This is a genomic window from Pararhizobium sp. O133 (assembly GCF_051669845.1).
Classification (GTDB): Bacteria; Pseudomonadota; Alphaproteobacteria; order Rhizobiales; family Rhizobiaceae; genus Pararhizobium.
The window spans coordinates 65,554-79,821 of the sequence record NZ_CP196430.1 but is presented as its reverse complement, the minus strand read 5'-3'; the positions used below and the strand labels follow the sequence as shown (position 1 = coordinate 79,821).

The 14,268-nt window shown below is 58.8% G+C and carries 13 protein-coding genes and 4 pseudogenes; 5 read left to right on the top strand and 12 right to left on the bottom strand.

Translation table 11 applies throughout. The annotated features are described in order from the left end of the window. Positions 1-57: 57 nt before the first annotated feature. Together ACST81_RS27520 and ACST81_RS27515 are read right to left on the bottom strand one after the other, a co-directional pair. Complete coding sequence (locus ACST81_RS27520) at positions 58-1,086, bottom strand: ABC transporter substrate-binding protein (RefSeq protein ID WP_438754961.1); 1,029 nt, start codon at positions 1,084-1,086, stop codon at positions 58-60. A 118-nt stretch (positions 1,087-1,204) separates the two neighbouring features. Next, positions 1,205-2,227, bottom strand: coding sequence for an ABC transporter substrate-binding protein (locus tag ACST81_RS27515; RefSeq protein ID WP_438754959.1), 1,023 nt, complete (start codon positions 2,225-2,227; stop codon positions 1,205-1,207). 210 nt (positions 2,228-2,437) lie between these two features. Between ACST81_RS27515 and ACST81_RS27510 the strand changes: the two genes are divergently transcribed. Both ACST81_RS27510 and ACST81_RS27505 read left to right on the top strand, forming a co-directional pair. Next, complete coding sequence (locus ACST81_RS27510) at positions 2,438-3,178, top strand: response regulator (protein WP_438754957.1); 741 nt, start codon at positions 2,438-2,440, stop codon at positions 3,176-3,178. Next, positions 3,175-5,262, top strand: a complete 2,088-nt coding sequence (locus tag ACST81_RS27505) for a two-component system sensor histidine kinase NtrB (RefSeq protein WP_438754955.1) — start codon at positions 3,175-3,177, stop codon at positions 5,260-5,262. The genes ACST81_RS27510 and ACST81_RS27505 overlap by 4 nt, the downstream gene beginning before the upstream one ends. On the opposite strand, the gene ACST81_RS27500 is transcribed toward ACST81_RS27505, so the two are convergent. Next, on the bottom strand, positions 5,259-5,879 hold the full coding sequence (locus ACST81_RS27500) for a dual specificity protein phosphatase family protein (RefSeq protein ID WP_438754953.1): 621 nt from the start codon (positions 5,877-5,879) through the stop codon (positions 5,259-5,261). The genes ACST81_RS27505 and ACST81_RS27500 overlap by 4 nt on opposite strands. 109 nt (positions 5,880-5,988) lie before the next feature. Here ACST81_RS27500 and ACST81_RS27495 point away from each other — a divergent pair. Further along, positions 5,989-6,801: pseudogene (locus tag ACST81_RS27495) on the top strand (hypothetical protein); the annotation flags it as partial. Between the two features lie 97 nt (positions 6,802-6,898). Here the strand turns inward: ACST81_RS27495 and ACST81_RS27490 are convergent. After that, the gene (locus tag ACST81_RS27490) at positions 6,899-8,080 is read right to left on the bottom strand and encodes a Fic family protein (protein WP_438754952.1); all 1,182 of its coding nucleotides are present in this window, start codon (positions 8,078-8,080) and stop codon (positions 6,899-6,901) included. Positions 8,081-8,385: 305 nt separating this feature from the next. Between ACST81_RS27490 and ACST81_RS27485 the strand changes: the two are divergent. Next, positions 8,386-8,622, top strand: a pseudogene (locus ACST81_RS27485) (hypothetical protein); the annotation flags it as partial. A gap of 40 nt (positions 8,623-8,662) precedes the next feature. On the opposite strand, the gene ACST81_RS27480 reads toward ACST81_RS27485, so the two are convergent. The 3 genes and pseudogenes from ACST81_RS27480 to ACST81_RS27470 form a co-directional block, all read right to left on the bottom strand. Continuing rightward, on the bottom strand, positions 8,663-8,890 hold the full coding sequence (locus ACST81_RS27480; protein ID WP_438754950.1) for a DUF2798 domain-containing protein: 228 nt from the start codon (positions 8,888-8,890) through the stop codon (positions 8,663-8,665). Between the two features lie 605 nt (positions 8,891-9,495). After that, positions 9,496-9,839, bottom strand: a pseudogene (locus ACST81_RS27475) (type II toxin-antitoxin system VapC family toxin); the annotation flags it as partial. Then, positions 9,817-10,062 (bottom strand): annotated as a pseudogene (locus ACST81_RS27470) (plasmid stabilization protein); the annotation flags it as partial. The pseudogenes ACST81_RS27475 and ACST81_RS27470, both read right to left, overlap by 23 nt. Between ACST81_RS27470 and ACST81_RS27465 the strand changes: the two are divergent. Then, the gene (locus tag ACST81_RS27465) at positions 10,028-10,261 is read left to right on the top strand and encodes a hypothetical protein (protein ID WP_438754949.1); all 234 of its coding nucleotides are present in this window, start codon (positions 10,028-10,030) and stop codon (positions 10,259-10,261) included. The pseudogene ACST81_RS27470 and the gene ACST81_RS27465 overlap by 35 nt on opposite strands. Positions 10,262-10,309: 48 nt before the next feature. Here the strand turns inward: ACST81_RS27465 and ACST81_RS27460 are convergent, their stop codons facing one another. From ACST81_RS27460 to ACST81_RS27440, 5 genes are all read right to left on the bottom strand, one after another. After that, positions 10,310-10,714, bottom strand: a complete 405-nt coding sequence (locus ACST81_RS27460; protein ID WP_438754948.1) for a hypothetical protein — start codon at positions 10,712-10,714, stop codon at positions 10,310-10,312. A 67-nt stretch (positions 10,715-10,781) separates the two neighbouring features. After that, the gene (locus ACST81_RS27455; protein WP_438754946.1) at positions 10,782-11,198 is read right to left on the bottom strand and encodes a hypothetical protein; all 417 of its coding nucleotides are present in this window, start codon (positions 11,196-11,198) and stop codon (positions 10,782-10,784) included. Between the two features lie 161 nt (positions 11,199-11,359). Further along, the gene (locus ACST81_RS27450) at positions 11,360-12,217 is read right to left on the bottom strand and encodes a siderophore-interacting protein (RefSeq protein WP_438754944.1); all 858 of its coding nucleotides are present in this window, start codon (positions 12,215-12,217) and stop codon (positions 11,360-11,362) included. Between the two features lie 190 nt (positions 12,218-12,407). Beyond that, positions 12,408-13,376 carry an MBL fold metallo-hydrolase gene (locus ACST81_RS27445; protein WP_438754943.1) on the bottom strand — a complete coding sequence of 323 codons (969 nt, stop codon included), beginning with the start codon at positions 13,374-13,376 and terminating at the stop codon, positions 12,408-12,410. A 281-nt stretch (positions 13,377-13,657) separates the two neighbouring features. Further along, complete coding sequence (locus tag ACST81_RS27440) at positions 13,658-14,137, bottom strand: carboxymuconolactone decarboxylase family protein (protein WP_438754941.1); 480 nt, start codon at positions 14,135-14,137, stop codon at positions 13,658-13,660. Between the last annotated feature and the right edge of the window lie 131 nt (positions 14,138-14,268).

Sequence of the window (14,268 nt, the reverse complement as noted above, 5' to 3'; positions counted from 1 at the left end):
ACACCGCGGGAGGAGCTGGCCTGCGGTAGACCTAGAGGTCCCCGCAAGGCCAGCCGATCAGTTGGCCTTGGCGCCGATCTCGCGGTCCCAGCGCTCCAGCAGTTCCTTGCGCTTGGCCGGGTCGCCATAGGTCTTGAAATCATAGTCGATCAGCTTGATGTCTTCGAACTTCGGCGCTTCCTTCGGCACTTCGGCCGTCTTGTTGGAGGGAAGCTGGAAGGACTTGGCATCCTTCATGCGCGACTGGACTTCCGGGGTCAGCGCCCAGTCATACCAGAGCTTGGCATTGTCGAGGTTCTTGGCGCCCTTGACGATCGACATGGAACCGATCTCGTAACCGGTGCCTTCGCAAGGGGCGATCGACTTGACCGGGAAACCTTCCGCCGTCTGTGCAACGGCATCGTGCATGAAGACGATGCCGATGGCGGTTTCGCCGCGGGCAGCAGCCTTCACCGGCGCCGAGCCAGACTTGGTATATTGCGAGATGTTGACATTGAGCTTCGACAGGTAATCGAAAGCCTTGTCCTCGCCCATGATCTGGACGAGCGAGGCAAGCGCCGTATAGGCCGTGCCAGAGGAGTTCGGATTGGCGATCTGGATTTCGCCCTTGAAGGACGCATCGAGCAGATCGGCCCAGCACTTCGGCTCCTTGTAGCCCTTGGCCTTGAAGATATCGGTGTTGTAGCCCCAGCCGAGCGCGCCGGCATAGACGCCGACCGTCTTGTAGCCCGAGCTTTCGGCCTGCTTCTTGGCCCAGTCGTTAAGCTGGTCGAGCATCGGCGACTTGTATTCGAGGGTCAGGTTTTCTGAGGCCGCCTGGAGATGCGGGTCGCCTGTACCGGCCCACCAGATATCCGTCTTCGGGTTGCGGGCTTCCGCGCGGATCTTGGCATAGGTTTCGCCGGACGACAGGCGAACCATGTTGACCTTTACGTCGCTATGCGCCTTTTCGAAATCACCCTTCATCTGCTCGCAGATGACCACGTCCGCCGAGCAGATGAGGTTGAGATCGCCGGCCGCATACGCATTGGCTGCAGTCAGCGTCGTTCCTGTAAAAAGCATGAGAGACAGAGTTTTCAGTTTCATGGGGCATCCTCCTGTTGCCTGTTGGATTTGGGTGCGAACGAGACACAGCAAGGCCATCGGCCAGCTTCTAGGCGGCACGTTCGCAGTTTTCGGATTGGGTTATGCCGAAAGCTCTCGATCAGTTCGTGGCGGCGATCACCGCGTCAAACCTCTTGAGCAACCGACTTCGCTCTTCCGGTGAACCGAAGGTGGCGAAGTCATAGTCCACCATCTTGATCAGTGAGATATCGGGGGCGGCGAGGGGCAGCGTCGATTTCGCATTGGATGGTACCTGGTTCTGGCCGGCGGCAGCGCCCGTACCCTGCCCTTCCGGGCTGAGCGCGAAATCGGCAAAGCGTTTCGCCTCTTCCAGATGCCGCGTGCCCTTGACGATACTCACGGCGCCGATCTCGTAACCGGTGCCTTCGCAGGGCGCGACGATGACAAGTGGCGAGCCTGCTTGCTTCTGAGTAACGGCATCATGCATGAAGGAGATGCCGATCAGCGTTTCGCCGCGGGCCGCCGCCTTTACCGGCGCGGACCCTACCATCGTGTACTGGTCGATATTGCGGTTGAGGGCGACGATATAGCGGAAGGCTTCCTCTTCCCCGAAGAGCTGCACGAGGGTCGCAAGCGTCGTGAAGGCCGTGCCGGATGAATTCGGATTTCCGCTGCGGATGTGGCCCTTGTACGCCTCATCCGTCAGATCCTTCCAGCAGGTGGGCGCCGGCAACTTCAGTTTGCGCAGGAGATCGGCATTGTAGGCAAAGCCGAGCGCACCGGCATAGATGCCTGCCGAACGGCCGCCGGACATTGCAAAGAAATTCTGCGCCCACGGCAGCATGTCACGCTCATGGGCAGGCTGATAGGGTTCAAGCAGATTTTCCGAGCCAGCCTGCAGATGCGTATCGCCCGTGCCGCCCCACCAGACGTCAACCGTGGGAGACACCTTTTCCGCGCGGATCTGGTTCAGGATGTCACCGGTGCTCTTGCGGGTCATCGCGATTTCGAGGCCGGACTTCGCTTCATACGTGGTCTTCATCGCGGCGCACCAAGCCTCGTCGACGCCGCACAATACGGTCAATGACGGAGCCGTCATGCCGGCCGTAACGCTGCATATCCACAAGGCCACGCCCGCGCCGAAAGCGGTGATGCTTCTCACGATATTCCTCCCATTTGGAACGGCGAGCGTCCCAATCTCCATCCTCAGGATGTCACATCCGTCGCGTACCGCAACCGAAGAATGGTTACCGATCTTTCAACGCAAGGGCGGAAAAATGTCAAAAATTACAAATGTGACAATCCGCATAATGTGTGCCCGCTTTGAAGATCGCGACAGGCCTGCTTATGATGCGCGCGGGAGGACGTGCATGTGTTGAATGAAAGAATAAGGATCCTGATCGTCGAGGACGATCCGGATATGGCGGAGCTCATATCGGATCTGGTGGAGGCTGAAGGCTGGACACCCCTGACGGCTCCCTCGGCAGAAGAAGCCGCCGCGGTTCTGGCGCGCGAAACCGTCCATCTCGTCTTGGTGGACCATAACCTCCCCGGCACCTCCGGCCGCACGTTTGCCCAGCGCCTGCGGGCACAGGCCGATATCGGCATTGTCATGGTGACAGCTGCCGGAAGCGCCGCGGACAGGGTCCTGGGGCTGGAAACCGCAGCCGATGACTACGTCGTGAAACCTTTCGAGCCCATCGAACTGACGGCCCGAATCAAGGCAGTGCTGCGCCGGACGATCCCATCCCTGAAGCCCGAACGCGAGACGGAGCGCGAGCATGTGTCCTCGGCCCTTCGGCTCGGCGACTGGTCGATTGACCTCAAAAACCGGAATGCCATCTGCCTAGGCGATCCGACCAAGTCTCTCACCAGCGCCGAATTCGCCCTGCTCGAGATTCTGGCCGAGGCCCCGAACATGCCTGTCAGCCGGGCACATATTCTCGACCGGCTCGGCGCCGAGAGCGAACGGTATATCGACCGCAATGTCGATGTGCTGGTGCTGCGCCTTCGCCGCAAGATCGAACGCAATCCGGACCTGCCGCGCCATATCCAGACCCGCCGCGGCAAAGGCTACGTGCTGAGCACGGAAAGCGGGGACGTTTCGTCGTGATCAACAGGCCGTTTCTCTCCTCGATCGCCTTCCGCCTGCCCTTGGCCATTATCTTCATCTGCGTGCTCGTCTTCAGCCTGGCGACGGTCGCCATCTACGGCCTGCAGCGGGCACGCGAAGAGATGGCGGCCTACGGCCTGCAAGCCTTTTCCAGCCTTGCCAAGGCGTCACTGGTTTCGCGTCAGGTCTCTGACTTGGTCTCCAGCGCCCCCTTCCTGATGAATGCAACCTCGCCCTATCGCGTCTCCAGCGAAAGCCGCAATGTCGTCGTGCAGGTGGATGCCCTGCTGCACGCCATGCGGCCGGAAAACGACAAGGCCTCGATTGAAGACTTTGCCGATCCCCACATCATCGAACTCCTGGAGACCATTCGCGCCCAGACGACCACCTTGGCAGATGATGCGGAGGCGGCCCAGCAACACAAGGCAGAGGCTGCGGCAGCCCTGGGGGAGATCGCCACGGGCAGCGGTATTGCAGATGCCGATCTTCGCCGGCAGTTGAACGGGATTGTACAGTCGGCCTCCAATTCCGACAGCCTCTTCCAGCTTGGTGAACTGCGCCGACGTTATGTCGGAGAAGCGTCACCGCGCCTTGATCGCGCCTCTCCGGATACGCGTATTTCCTCGAAGGAGCTTGCCCCCTACGAACGGGTTTTCGAAGCCCAAACGCGCTACCTGCTCGAGATGTTTTCCATCCGTGCCGCCGTGTCGCAACTGCACTCTGTTTCGCGCGATCTGTCTCACGCAACCGAAAGCCAAAGCGAGACCGTTGCCGAGGGTCTCAATGAAGACCTTGCCTCGACGTCGGATGCGCTGAGCCGTCTGCTGGTTATCGTCGCGCTTGCGTCCGTGCTCGTGCTGGTGATGGCAACCTTCTCCATTCGCTCCGTCATGCGCGTGTCGCGCGGCATTGTTGCCCTTTCCGACGGCATGAATGCGCTGGCCGAAGGGCGAAAGGACGTCGATACGCCGACCTACAACGGCACCGAGACGGAACTGGTGCGGCTTCTCGAAGCGTTCCGCGCATTTCGCGACAGTGTCGAGCGCGTATCGCGGCTTCGTCTTACCGCGGAGGCGGCAGCGCGAACCATACGCTCTACCTTCCGGAGCATGAACGAGGGCATCGCGCTGTTTAATCCCCATGGCCGCCCCATCACCATGAACCGGCGCGTCATGGAACTGGTGGGTTGGTCGGGATCGGTGCGAAAATTGCCTCTGCGCGCGTTCGTGGCGCCTCTGCAGGAAATTGACCCTGCACTTTTGCCCACGGAGGCCGAGCCCGGTTTGCTTGAGGGACGCTCCGTGCTGCGCCACCGCTCCGACACCGGACGCGTGACGGAAATTTCTTTGTCACGGCAACCTGACGGCGGTATCGTGCTTCTTGCCCGCGACATCACCGATATGGATAGGCAGGAAGCGGAAGCCGCCAAGATACAACGCCTCGACGGCATTATGCGCATGACGCATCAGGTGAGCCACGAGGTCGGCAACATGATCGGCATCATCACCGGCAGCTTGGGATTACTGGAGCGGGAGACAGGCTTTAACGACCGGCAATTGCGCCATCTCGCCCGCATCCGAAAGGCGGCGGATCGGGGGCGCTCACTTGCCGGCAGCATGCTCTCCATCGGCAGCCAGCAACCGATCCATCCGGATGCAGTAGAACTCGGCAGTCTCCTCCGCGGCATGGCCGATGTTCTCGAGATCGCTGTCGGCGAGAAATGTCATTTAGACTTCGAGATTGCCGATCGTCTGCCGAAAATCATGGTCGATCCGGCGCTCTTCGAACAATCGGTCCTCAACCTCTGCCTCAATGCCGCAGCGGCAATGCCGAAAGGCGGAAAAATCCTTATCCGATGCGCCCCGACAGACTCCGGCGTGTGCGTCAGTGTCACGGATCACGGCAGCGGCATGACCCCGGAATCCGTCGACAAAGCTTTCGAGCCTTACTTCACCACCCGCAACGCAGAGGGCGGCGCAGGTCTTGGCTTGGCTGTTGTATATGGTTTTATGCGTCAGTGCGGTGGTGACGCCAGGATTCTATCGTCCCCCGGAAAGGGTACAACCGTGGAGTTAGCTTTTTAGGACGCAGCGTCGATCATCCTGATCCATCCGGCGGCACGGCGGGCAGTGTCCGCAAGCACGGGCTTCGGTGCCTTGTACCACTCGTTTTCCGGCAGTTCGCGCTTCAGACGAACGAAGCCGACGGCATCGTCAAGCGTTGGGAACTCGTCCGGCAACGTTATATGCAGGAAGAGCGCCACGACCGCGACGGAGCGGGAGCGACCGCCGCGGCAATTGACGAGAATGCTGCCGCGCTCGCGCCGCGGATAGGATGGCTTGTCCGGCAAAATCTGCTCCAGCGCCGCACGCAGAATGTAATGGCCCGCCACCATCTGGGTTTCGGGGTTTCCGGCGTCATCGATGAGGCCGATCTTGTAGTGGCGGATCTCGCCGGGGCCGTAGACGCTGCCTTCATGGTCGGACACGACCTGCGGCTGCTCTACGAAGTTGAAATCGAGATTGACGGCACAGTTGACGACCGTAGTGGTGCCGTGTCTGCGCAGAAGATTAAGGTCGTTCGCCCCTTCCTTGCCGGAGATGAAAAGATCGACGCCATACTGCGGATGGCGCTCGTAGATCAGGCTGAGCTTTGGTAGTTCGCGTGATTGCTGTTCGGGCGTCCGTTCCAGGTGCTGCATGTCATGTCTCCATCGGCGCCTGTGCGGCTGCCATTCATTTCTTAGATTGTCAGGCGCGGGCCGCGATCTGTCCCGGCTGCGCCTTTGTCTTCGCAATGCGGCTTTCGGGGTCATGCGCGTCCACCGCGATCCGTTCGAGCCGATCATGTGCATCCGCGAGGCCGACAGCCCGCTGGCGGAATATCGCAAGATCACCGGCGAGATCCTGAAACGTATGCCGGACGAAGATCGATATTCGCGGTGGGCTGCCGAAGCGGTTCGATCCTTCTTGCTCCTGCGCCTTGGCCTGCATCTCGGTCTTCGCCAGAAAAACCTGCGCCAGCTTCGCGTCTGCCCGCGCGGTCATTTCCCGACATCGGAGCGGCGGCTCGAAGACCTAAAACGCGGTGAATTGCGCTGGAGCGATCGTGATGGCGGCTGGGAAGTGCTCATCCCATCCGTCGCATTCAAGAATTCCGGTCCATCGTTTTTCGGGCAAAAGCCGTTCCGCTTGATCCTGCCGGACCTGCTTGATTTCTACAAATACCTGGAGGCGTATATCGACAAGCATCGCGGCGTGCTGCTTGGCAGCGCAAAGGATCCTGGCACATTCTTCGTCAAGACGATGAAAACGACGAGCCTCGACGCGGCTTATGACTCGACGAAATTCTATGAGGCCTGGCGGACCGTGATTCAGCGATAGGGGATATTTAATCCCTATACCGGTCGCGGCGCTATCAAGGGGCTGCTGCCGCATGGGCCGCCTAATTTGCGGGATTTTCTCGCAACCCATATCCTCAAACAGACCGGGTCTTACGAGCAGGCCAGCTATGCCATTCAGGATACGCCAGATGTCGTGCAGCAGCACTACGGTCGTTTCTTACCGCACGACAAGGCTGCACTTGCGGCCAAGATCCTGAACCAGGTTTGGGAAGCAGCGTAAAAGCTGACCGCTTCTCGATGCGGAAACAACATCCGCATCGAGAAGCTTCAAATGGTCATCGCCTTGATGAAAATCGAACCTTCGGCCCATCTATTTCTCATGAACTGAGAGGCAAGGGATCCGTGCCCTCGCTTAGAATTGCAAGGTATCGTTGATAGCTGAACACGCGGCCACGCTTGCGGCCGGTCACCTCATCAACAATGCCCAATCGCTCCAGATCGGCGAGTGCGGCGTTGACGGTTGGTGCGGACAGACCTGTTATCTGAACAATCTGGTTCGCTGTGTGAAAAGGGTTCTGCTGGAAAAGCTCGTGAATACGAAGGGCCGACCCTGCTCTATCGCTCTCCATCGTGATCCGCTCCCGATCTTCCTTGAAAAGATCGACGATCTGGGTCGCAGCCTCAAACGCTTGATTGGCAGTGTCGGCAACGCCGGCCAGGAAAAAGTCCAGCCAAGCTTCCCAGTTTCCATGCTCACGGACTTCTTGCAATAACCGATAATATTCTCTCCGATGGGACTTTAAATAGAGGCTGAGATAGAGAAGCGGCTTCCGCAAAACCCCGTTCACGCAAAGATACAGGGTTACAAGCAGACGGCCGATCCGACCATTGCCATCGAGAAACGGATGGATCGTTTCAAACTGCACATGCAGCAGGCCAGCTTTGATTAGCGCCGGTAACCGCGATTGGTCGTCATGCATGAAGCGCTCGAACGCATCCAGACAACCGGCCATTTCAGTGACGGGTGGTGGTACAAAGAGTGCGTTACCGGGGCGCGTGCCACCAATCCAATTTTGCGAGCGGCGGAACTCTCCAGGATCCTTGGTGCCTCCCCGCCCACTGTGTAAGAGCCTGGCGTGCATCTCACGGATCAGACGCAACGACATGGGCAGCGTTTCCAACCGCTCCAAACCATACATCATGGCGTCAACATAGTTGGATACTTCACGGATATCATCAACCGGCTGCCCGGCTTGAGCTTCGGTCTCAAACCGCAAGAGATCAGAAAGCGTGGACTGCGTACCTTCGATCTGCGACGAAAGAACGGCTTCCTTTCTCACATACATATAAAGAAACAGCTCCTGTCTCGGCAGCAGCATTGTGATACCATCCAGGCGTCCTAACGCTCGCTCAGCCAAGCTGAGGCGTTCTAGCAATGAAAGCACATCAATCGCCGGCTCGGGAGGCAATGGCGGGGGTACAAATGCCCGCACTGTTTCACTAGCGGCGACCGTCTCGACGAAACGACCCAGGCGGTTTTTGGATTGGGAATCAGACATAACCAAATATCAGCCGCGCCCCTTATTTAAGCAAGACGCCTTTCACTTAATTAATCGACAGACTTAGATAAGCGCGCTTAATTAACGCGCCGGCATTGAACTCCTGAGCTTTGATCCAAGCGACATCGGCGCCTAATACGATGAACGGGCGCCATTGGAAGTGACACGCCCGATACATCCTTTGTTAAAGGTCGCCTCATATTCCCGCTCGCCCACGGCACTGGTGCCGAGAGAAACGGAATGAGCATGCCCAACACGATCTTTCATCACGTCATTTTCAGCGAAAAATATCCCAATTCTGCGAACTGCGTATCGCGCCGATCACATCCAAGCGGATGCTGGAGAACATCCGGCCCTTCCTGATCAGCTTAATCATCTATAGGAAGTCGCCCCCGCTCGGGAGTGTCCAACTCGATTGGACGGCGATAGGCCAAGCCTGCGATATCGAAGCTGAGCTGACGGTAGAACTGAAAAAGCAGCTCCGGCCGGGATTGGAAGCAATCATCCGATGGCTCGACGGAGCACCAGCAGTCGAAGACCAAATTTCGTAGCGGGGCCAAGTTTTTACAGAGGACCAAGCCGTCAGATAAACCGCGCGGTAATGCGGCCAGCGATCATGAAACCCAATTTGCCGACCCCCAGTGAAAGCACAAATGCGACCGGCCAGGCGATCAGGAAAGCCCCGCTCCATTCCGATACTGTCCGCCCGGACAACCCGAGATGTAGGAAGCTGAAAAAGCCGGTCATCAGAAAAGCCATCATGCCGGAAATGAAAAACTGAGCAATTATGATTGTTTTGGGATCGTTCATGGTGTCTCCACAGGTTCATAGTGGAGCAGGCGCGCAGCCGGACACCACCCTTCATAAGGTTGATGCCGTGGGTTCGCATAGGCGACTTTCCTGCTTTCGCAGGGGCTGGAAATAACCACACCAGCCTGAAACTTTTCGACGGTCCCCATTTAACCAAGCACGCGAGACAGTCAACCCCCTCGCAGACCAAGCGGATGTAACCCCATGTGCCGCGGGCTGTTCTTTAGAAGCCAAACTCTATCTGTGGGATGCACACTTTAGCCGAGCTGTTTCGTCGGACTTGTGGGAGTGTATTCATGGGATTGGCGTGCTTTCGCATGGTGCCGGGCCGCCGCGGCCGAATCAAGTCAGTTGACCGTTCCGCCGCGTGCACGGCAGACATTCACCAGAATCGTGAAGCTCCACCGCAGGCGAAGTGACGTGTTTTGTATCCGTCCGACCGAGACCCCTTTGAATATTGCGTGGAATTGATCAGACCCTGTCCTTATTCCCATGCATAAGGACAGTTGGACGGATGGAGATTTTGGGAGGAGACAGCGGGTCTCGGGTGAGCCGTATCGAGGTGATCAACACCGGTCGGCGGCGTCGCTTTACTGAGGATGAGAAGCGATCGCTGCAATCATGCCGTCGGGCGCTGAGATTCCACGTCCCCGGCAAGTAGCGCTGCCCAGCATCTCCCCGTAAGCGAGGGCCGCGCTTTCGGTCAGGCCGAATACGCGGTCGGCAAAACGACGGTGCCAGTCCTGCAAACCCTGTTCCAGTTGGTCGGCGCGCTGGTCCGGCCTTATCTCTGGATACCGAAGGCGATCTCGGCAATCGCCACCGTTGGCGGCGCAAGTTCGGCATCGTGCCGAACCAACCAGGCGATCACCGCTTCGTCGGGAACCTTCAGGCTCTTGGAAATGACATTGTATTGAGGAAAAACAAAGCCCCACGCCCCGGTGCGGATGGCGATTTTCACCGATGACGGCTTCCAGTTCGATGTCGGTACCGTACTGCGTGGCCGGCCGTCTATAGAATGTAGCGGCGGGCTCACGCCCCGATTCCCGGACCTCATATGGTTCGAGCGCCCGCTCGACCACATCGGCAATCGAACGGTTTTCGCGGCGCAACAGCCGGTGGGTGAGGTCGCGTGCCTTGGAACTGCGGACAGAGAGTTGTGGTTCAGCCATTTCGAACTCCTTCAGACATCAATATCGCGATACCTTTTTAGCCATCAAGATGGCAGGTGATGGCGCGCTATCAGATCCGTCGGCCCTGGGGAACATGCTGCGTGCCGGCGAGACCAACCAGAAACGTACAACAAAGCGTGGCTACCAACCGCTCAGGGTGCATGGCGCGTCGTCCATTGCCGTTTCCATTCACCACTGAAACGGCTATGAATTTTCCGAACGAGCAGAGAGAGCGCGATGTTCAAAGTTATCCTGTCCGCAATGCTGCTTTTGACGATGACCGCTGGCTGGGCGCCCGCTCATGCGGGCGAGCCTGACGAGGTTGTTGCCGGCCTCTATGCAGCGCACCCTTGGACGGATGTGCCTCCGGGTGGCCACCACTCCAGCGCGCGGCTTCGTCATCCTTTGGCGCCAGATGGATATCGCGAAGCACGACATCTGCATGATCGCCGTCCACGTCCTCTATGGAAACACATTGCCCCTCCTCGACGAAGACGACAAAGGCCCGGATGGGCGTCCCATCAGGATACCTGCTTTCGACGATGCGCAATTGGCCCATAATCGTCGACGGCGGGGCAAGGCAGTCATTCGCATAGGCCGATGCGAAACCCGCCAGCAGCGCACCACCGAGATATGCCATCTTCACAAACATATTGCCTCCCGATGTCGCCCCGTCAGAATACCCATGCATGGCGCTGCTTGCGCAGCCACCTTCCGGATTACCCGGTCTTTCGATAGGTGAAGGGCCAAACCGGAGCACCGTCCTCCTGCGGCAACTCACCCATCGCCGCCGGATTGCATGCACCGATCGATGTCAACGCACCGTCAACACTCCTCTGGAACGGGTGCACCGTTACGCCGAGATCTATGCGGTAGATTTCGTTCTGTTCCGCATGACGGGCCAGGAAAACATTCGTGTCGGCCTGCTGCACATCCAGCTTTCCGGTATAGGTAATGAACCGGTCGCCACCTTCCGCATGCTCCTGCAACTCTCCGGTCTTCGTATCGATCCAGAAAAGCACCGGGCTTCCCAGTTCCTTGTCGGCGGCGGATATCGTCAGGGGTCCGGATGTGCCGACTGTTTCCGCGACCGCGACAGGAGCACAAAGCAATGTCTCGGCGTGAGCAGGCAACATTGTGAGGACGCCGATCAAGACCATCACGCGAAGAACACACCACATTATGGACCTCCACCAGTCACCCACGTCCTCAGTGTTTCAGGCAACACCCCACGGCAATGGTTTTGCCGATGTAGCCTGACCAAGGCGGCTCGCTTATAGAGGGACAAGCATTCCCGTCACTCTTCCTCCGCTCGCCCGGAGCGCCAGTACGATACCACAAGGTGCTCCATGTTTGTAAGACGCCGCTCGTTTCGCAAGAAGGCGCGAATGGCGCGGAACGTCTTGAATTCGCAACCCGCCCAGACATGGATTCTTTGGTCGCCGCCGGGGAACTTCACTCCTTTCACTGCATCGACCAGTTGCGAGGGAGCATCGTCCGCGCGCCCTTTTCGGAACAGCCACTCGATATCGATCGCCGGGGGCGCGGACAAATCCTGCGCCTCCCCCTCATCCGACACCTCGACATAGGCCTTGCCTCGCGCGCCGGCCGGCAAGTGCTCAAGCATACGGCCAATGGCGGGAAGCGCGGTTTCGTCGCTGGCGAACAGATACCAGTCCGCAGCGACGAGCCCGCCGCCACCTGGACCGATCACGCCGACACGGTCTCCGACCGCCGCCGTTTGCGCGAAAGCAGATCCCGGTCCCGCGTCCGCGTGCAGAACAAAATCGACGTCGAGCGTGCCGGCAGCCATATCCACGGATCGGACGGTGTATTTGCGCATGATCGGCCGAAGGTCCGGCTGGTCCCATGAGATCACGCCATTGGCCCCAACATGCGGCCATTGCGGTTCCATAACGTCCGGATGCTGTATCATGAGATTGAAGTGGAGCGCATCGAGGCCTGCAAAACGCGCGACGTTCTCACCAGCGAAAGTCAGACGACGCATATGCGGCGTCACGTTACGACAGTCCACGACCTCGAGAATCTGAAAATTGGGTGGGCGGACGATTTCGCCGCCGTCTCCTGTCCAGGCAATATCAGGCGGATCGTCTCCGGCAAATTCCAGGATATGCGAGGCAACGGACAGGCGCACGAAGCCACGTTAGCCGACGGCATAGTAACAATTATGGAACTATGTGCCGACCGAAATGCTCTGAAATATAAGAGAGACCCGGCTTTCGCCGAGTCTCAACAACTGAGTTAAACGTGTTATCTGCCACAATTCAAGCTATCAGGTGTCTTCCGTTCGGTAAGATTAAGCGCGCGCCTGTGTGCGCCCGAGATCAATAATCCCAGAAAACGGGCACCCAGCGGAAAGCATCGCCAGCGAACGCTACGCGGCCGGTCGAGGGAAACGGTAGGTGTGTTGCCACCAGCAGTTCACCACTTGCCGCCAGTTGCCGCAGCAGCTCGACCCGGACGCGAGCCGCTTCTTCAGGGTCGTGCTCGAACCCGTTGTGCCAGTCCGGCTGATCGAAGCCGACGGCGAACACCGCATCGCCGGCAAATGTCAATGCGTCGCTTCCTGACGCCACACGGATCACGCAATGACCGGGGGTGTGCCCGCCCGTGCGGCGCGCGGTGACGCCCGGTGCAACCTCATGCTGCTCGTCAAACGGTCGCAGATAGCCGCGATAGTCGTGGAGAAATTTCTTGGCGGTTGCCCGAAGTGCATCGGGGAAGCCCTGCGGCATTTGAGTGTGAGAGAAATCGGGCGCTTCCCAGAATTCGATTTCGGCGGCCGCGACATGGATGCGCAGGTCCGGGCGAAGACGTTCCTTCACTCCCTCTACGACGAGGCCGCCGATGTGGTCCATGTGCAAATGGGTGAGAACGAGATCGGTCACGGACGAAAGATCGATATCTGCGGCCTGCAGCCGTTTGATCAGCTGGCCAGCCCGCGGCAGATTCAGGTCCGGGTCAAGCCCCAGCCCGGCATCGAGGAGTATGGTTTGGTCACCGCTGCGCACGACCACCGCGTTCAACGGCCAGTCGAATGCATCCGCCGGCAGGAACATGTTTTCCATCCACGACGCCCGAACCGCGGGGTCGGCGTTGTGCCCCAGCATCTGCGTTGGCAACGGCAGAACCCCGTCGCTGACGATCATCACGTCGATATCACCGATCCGTAGCGCGTAGCGTGACGGAACCAGCTCTCCGGCACCCGTCTTGCCGGGATGGAAGGCGTTTTCCGAAGGGATTTTCATCTCGTGCGGACCGGAGGTCCGGGTTTTCGTTATTGACTGCGACATAACGCACTCCTATGTTGCTGGGATATGAACCTGTCTCTGCGGGTGGCACGCTAAAGCCGCGTGCGGCTATGGAGCCGATGTTTTGGACAGGACCGTTTCGAGCGTTTCTTTGGTGACGGCTCCCGGTACTTTTACAACCGCCCTGAAGCGCCAGTAATCCAAACTTAGGTTTAGGACCGATCTACATTCAGGTCGACTTCGCGCCCCAGGGAATGACCGGCGGCAAGGGGCTTCGCCAGACGCACAGGCGACCCTGACGGATCGCCTGCCGCTGGAGCGCGTTATGCCAAGCCGGCCTTGTCGAGTCCGTAAATCTTGTCTGCGGAACCGGGGACTGAGCGCATGGCGACGCTGACGCGGTTCCAGGCGTTGATGGACATGATCTGGAACGTGAGATCCGAGATCTCTTTCTCCGAAAGCTGGCCACGGACCCGTTCGTAAAGCTCGTCCGAAACGCCGGTGTCCGGAAGCTTCGTCAGCGCCTCCGTCCAGGCAAGCGCCGCCCGCTCACGGGGGCTGAACAGGGTGGAATCTCGCCAGCTGGCGATATGGTGGATACGAAGAGGCCGCTCCTGGTGGAGCGTCGCTTCCTTGGTGTGCATGTCGAGGCAAAACGTGCAGCCATTGAGCTGGGAGGCACGAATATCGACAAGATCGAGAATTGACTGCTCGATCGAGCCGTTCTTGACCTCGTTGCTAAAGGCCATCAGGCCCTTGAAATGTTCAGGCGATAGCTGTGCGTAGTTCAGCCGCTGTGTCATTGTCTTTTCACCCGGTGCTTTTTGAAGGATGTGTCGGAGCTGAGCGTGGAACCCGTTCCACGCAGAGCCGGTTTATGGTCGTTCACAGGCGAGCAAGGGTAAAGCTATACATCTGTTTGGTGAGCACGCAG

What these genes read in the sequence shown, in the direction of transcription:
- ACST81_RS27520 (WP_438754961.1), bottom strand. Translation starts at nt 1,086, where the DNA reads ATGAAACTGAAAACTCTGTCTCTCATGCTTTTTACAGGAACGACGCTG.
- ACST81_RS27500 (WP_438754953.1), bottom strand. Translation starts at nt 5,879, where the DNA reads ATGCAGCACCTGGAACGGACGCCCGAACAGCAATCACGCGAACTACCA.
- ACST81_RS27490 (WP_438754952.1), bottom strand. Translation starts at nt 8,080, where the DNA reads ATGTCTGATTCCCAATCCAAAAACCGCCTGGGTCGTTTCGTCGAGACG.
- ACST81_RS27480 (WP_438754950.1), bottom strand. Translation starts at nt 8,890, where the DNA reads ATGAACGATCCCAAAACAATCATAATTGCTCAGTTTTTCATTTCCGGC.
- ACST81_RS27460 (WP_438754948.1), bottom strand. Translation starts at nt 10,714, where the DNA reads ATGTTTGTGAAGATGGCATATCTCGGTGGTGCGCTGCTGGCGGGTTTC.
- ACST81_RS27455 (WP_438754946.1), bottom strand. Translation starts at nt 11,198, where the DNA reads ATGTTGCCTGCTCACGCCGAGACATTGCTTTGTGCTCCTGTCGCGGTC.
- ACST81_RS27445 (WP_438754943.1), bottom strand. Translation starts at nt 13,376, where the DNA reads ATGTCGCAGTCAATAACGAAAACCCGGACCTCCGGTCCGCACGAGATG.
- ACST81_RS27440 (WP_438754941.1), bottom strand. Translation starts at nt 14,137, where the DNA reads ATGACACAGCGGCTGAACTACGCACAGCTATCGCCTGAACATTTCAAG.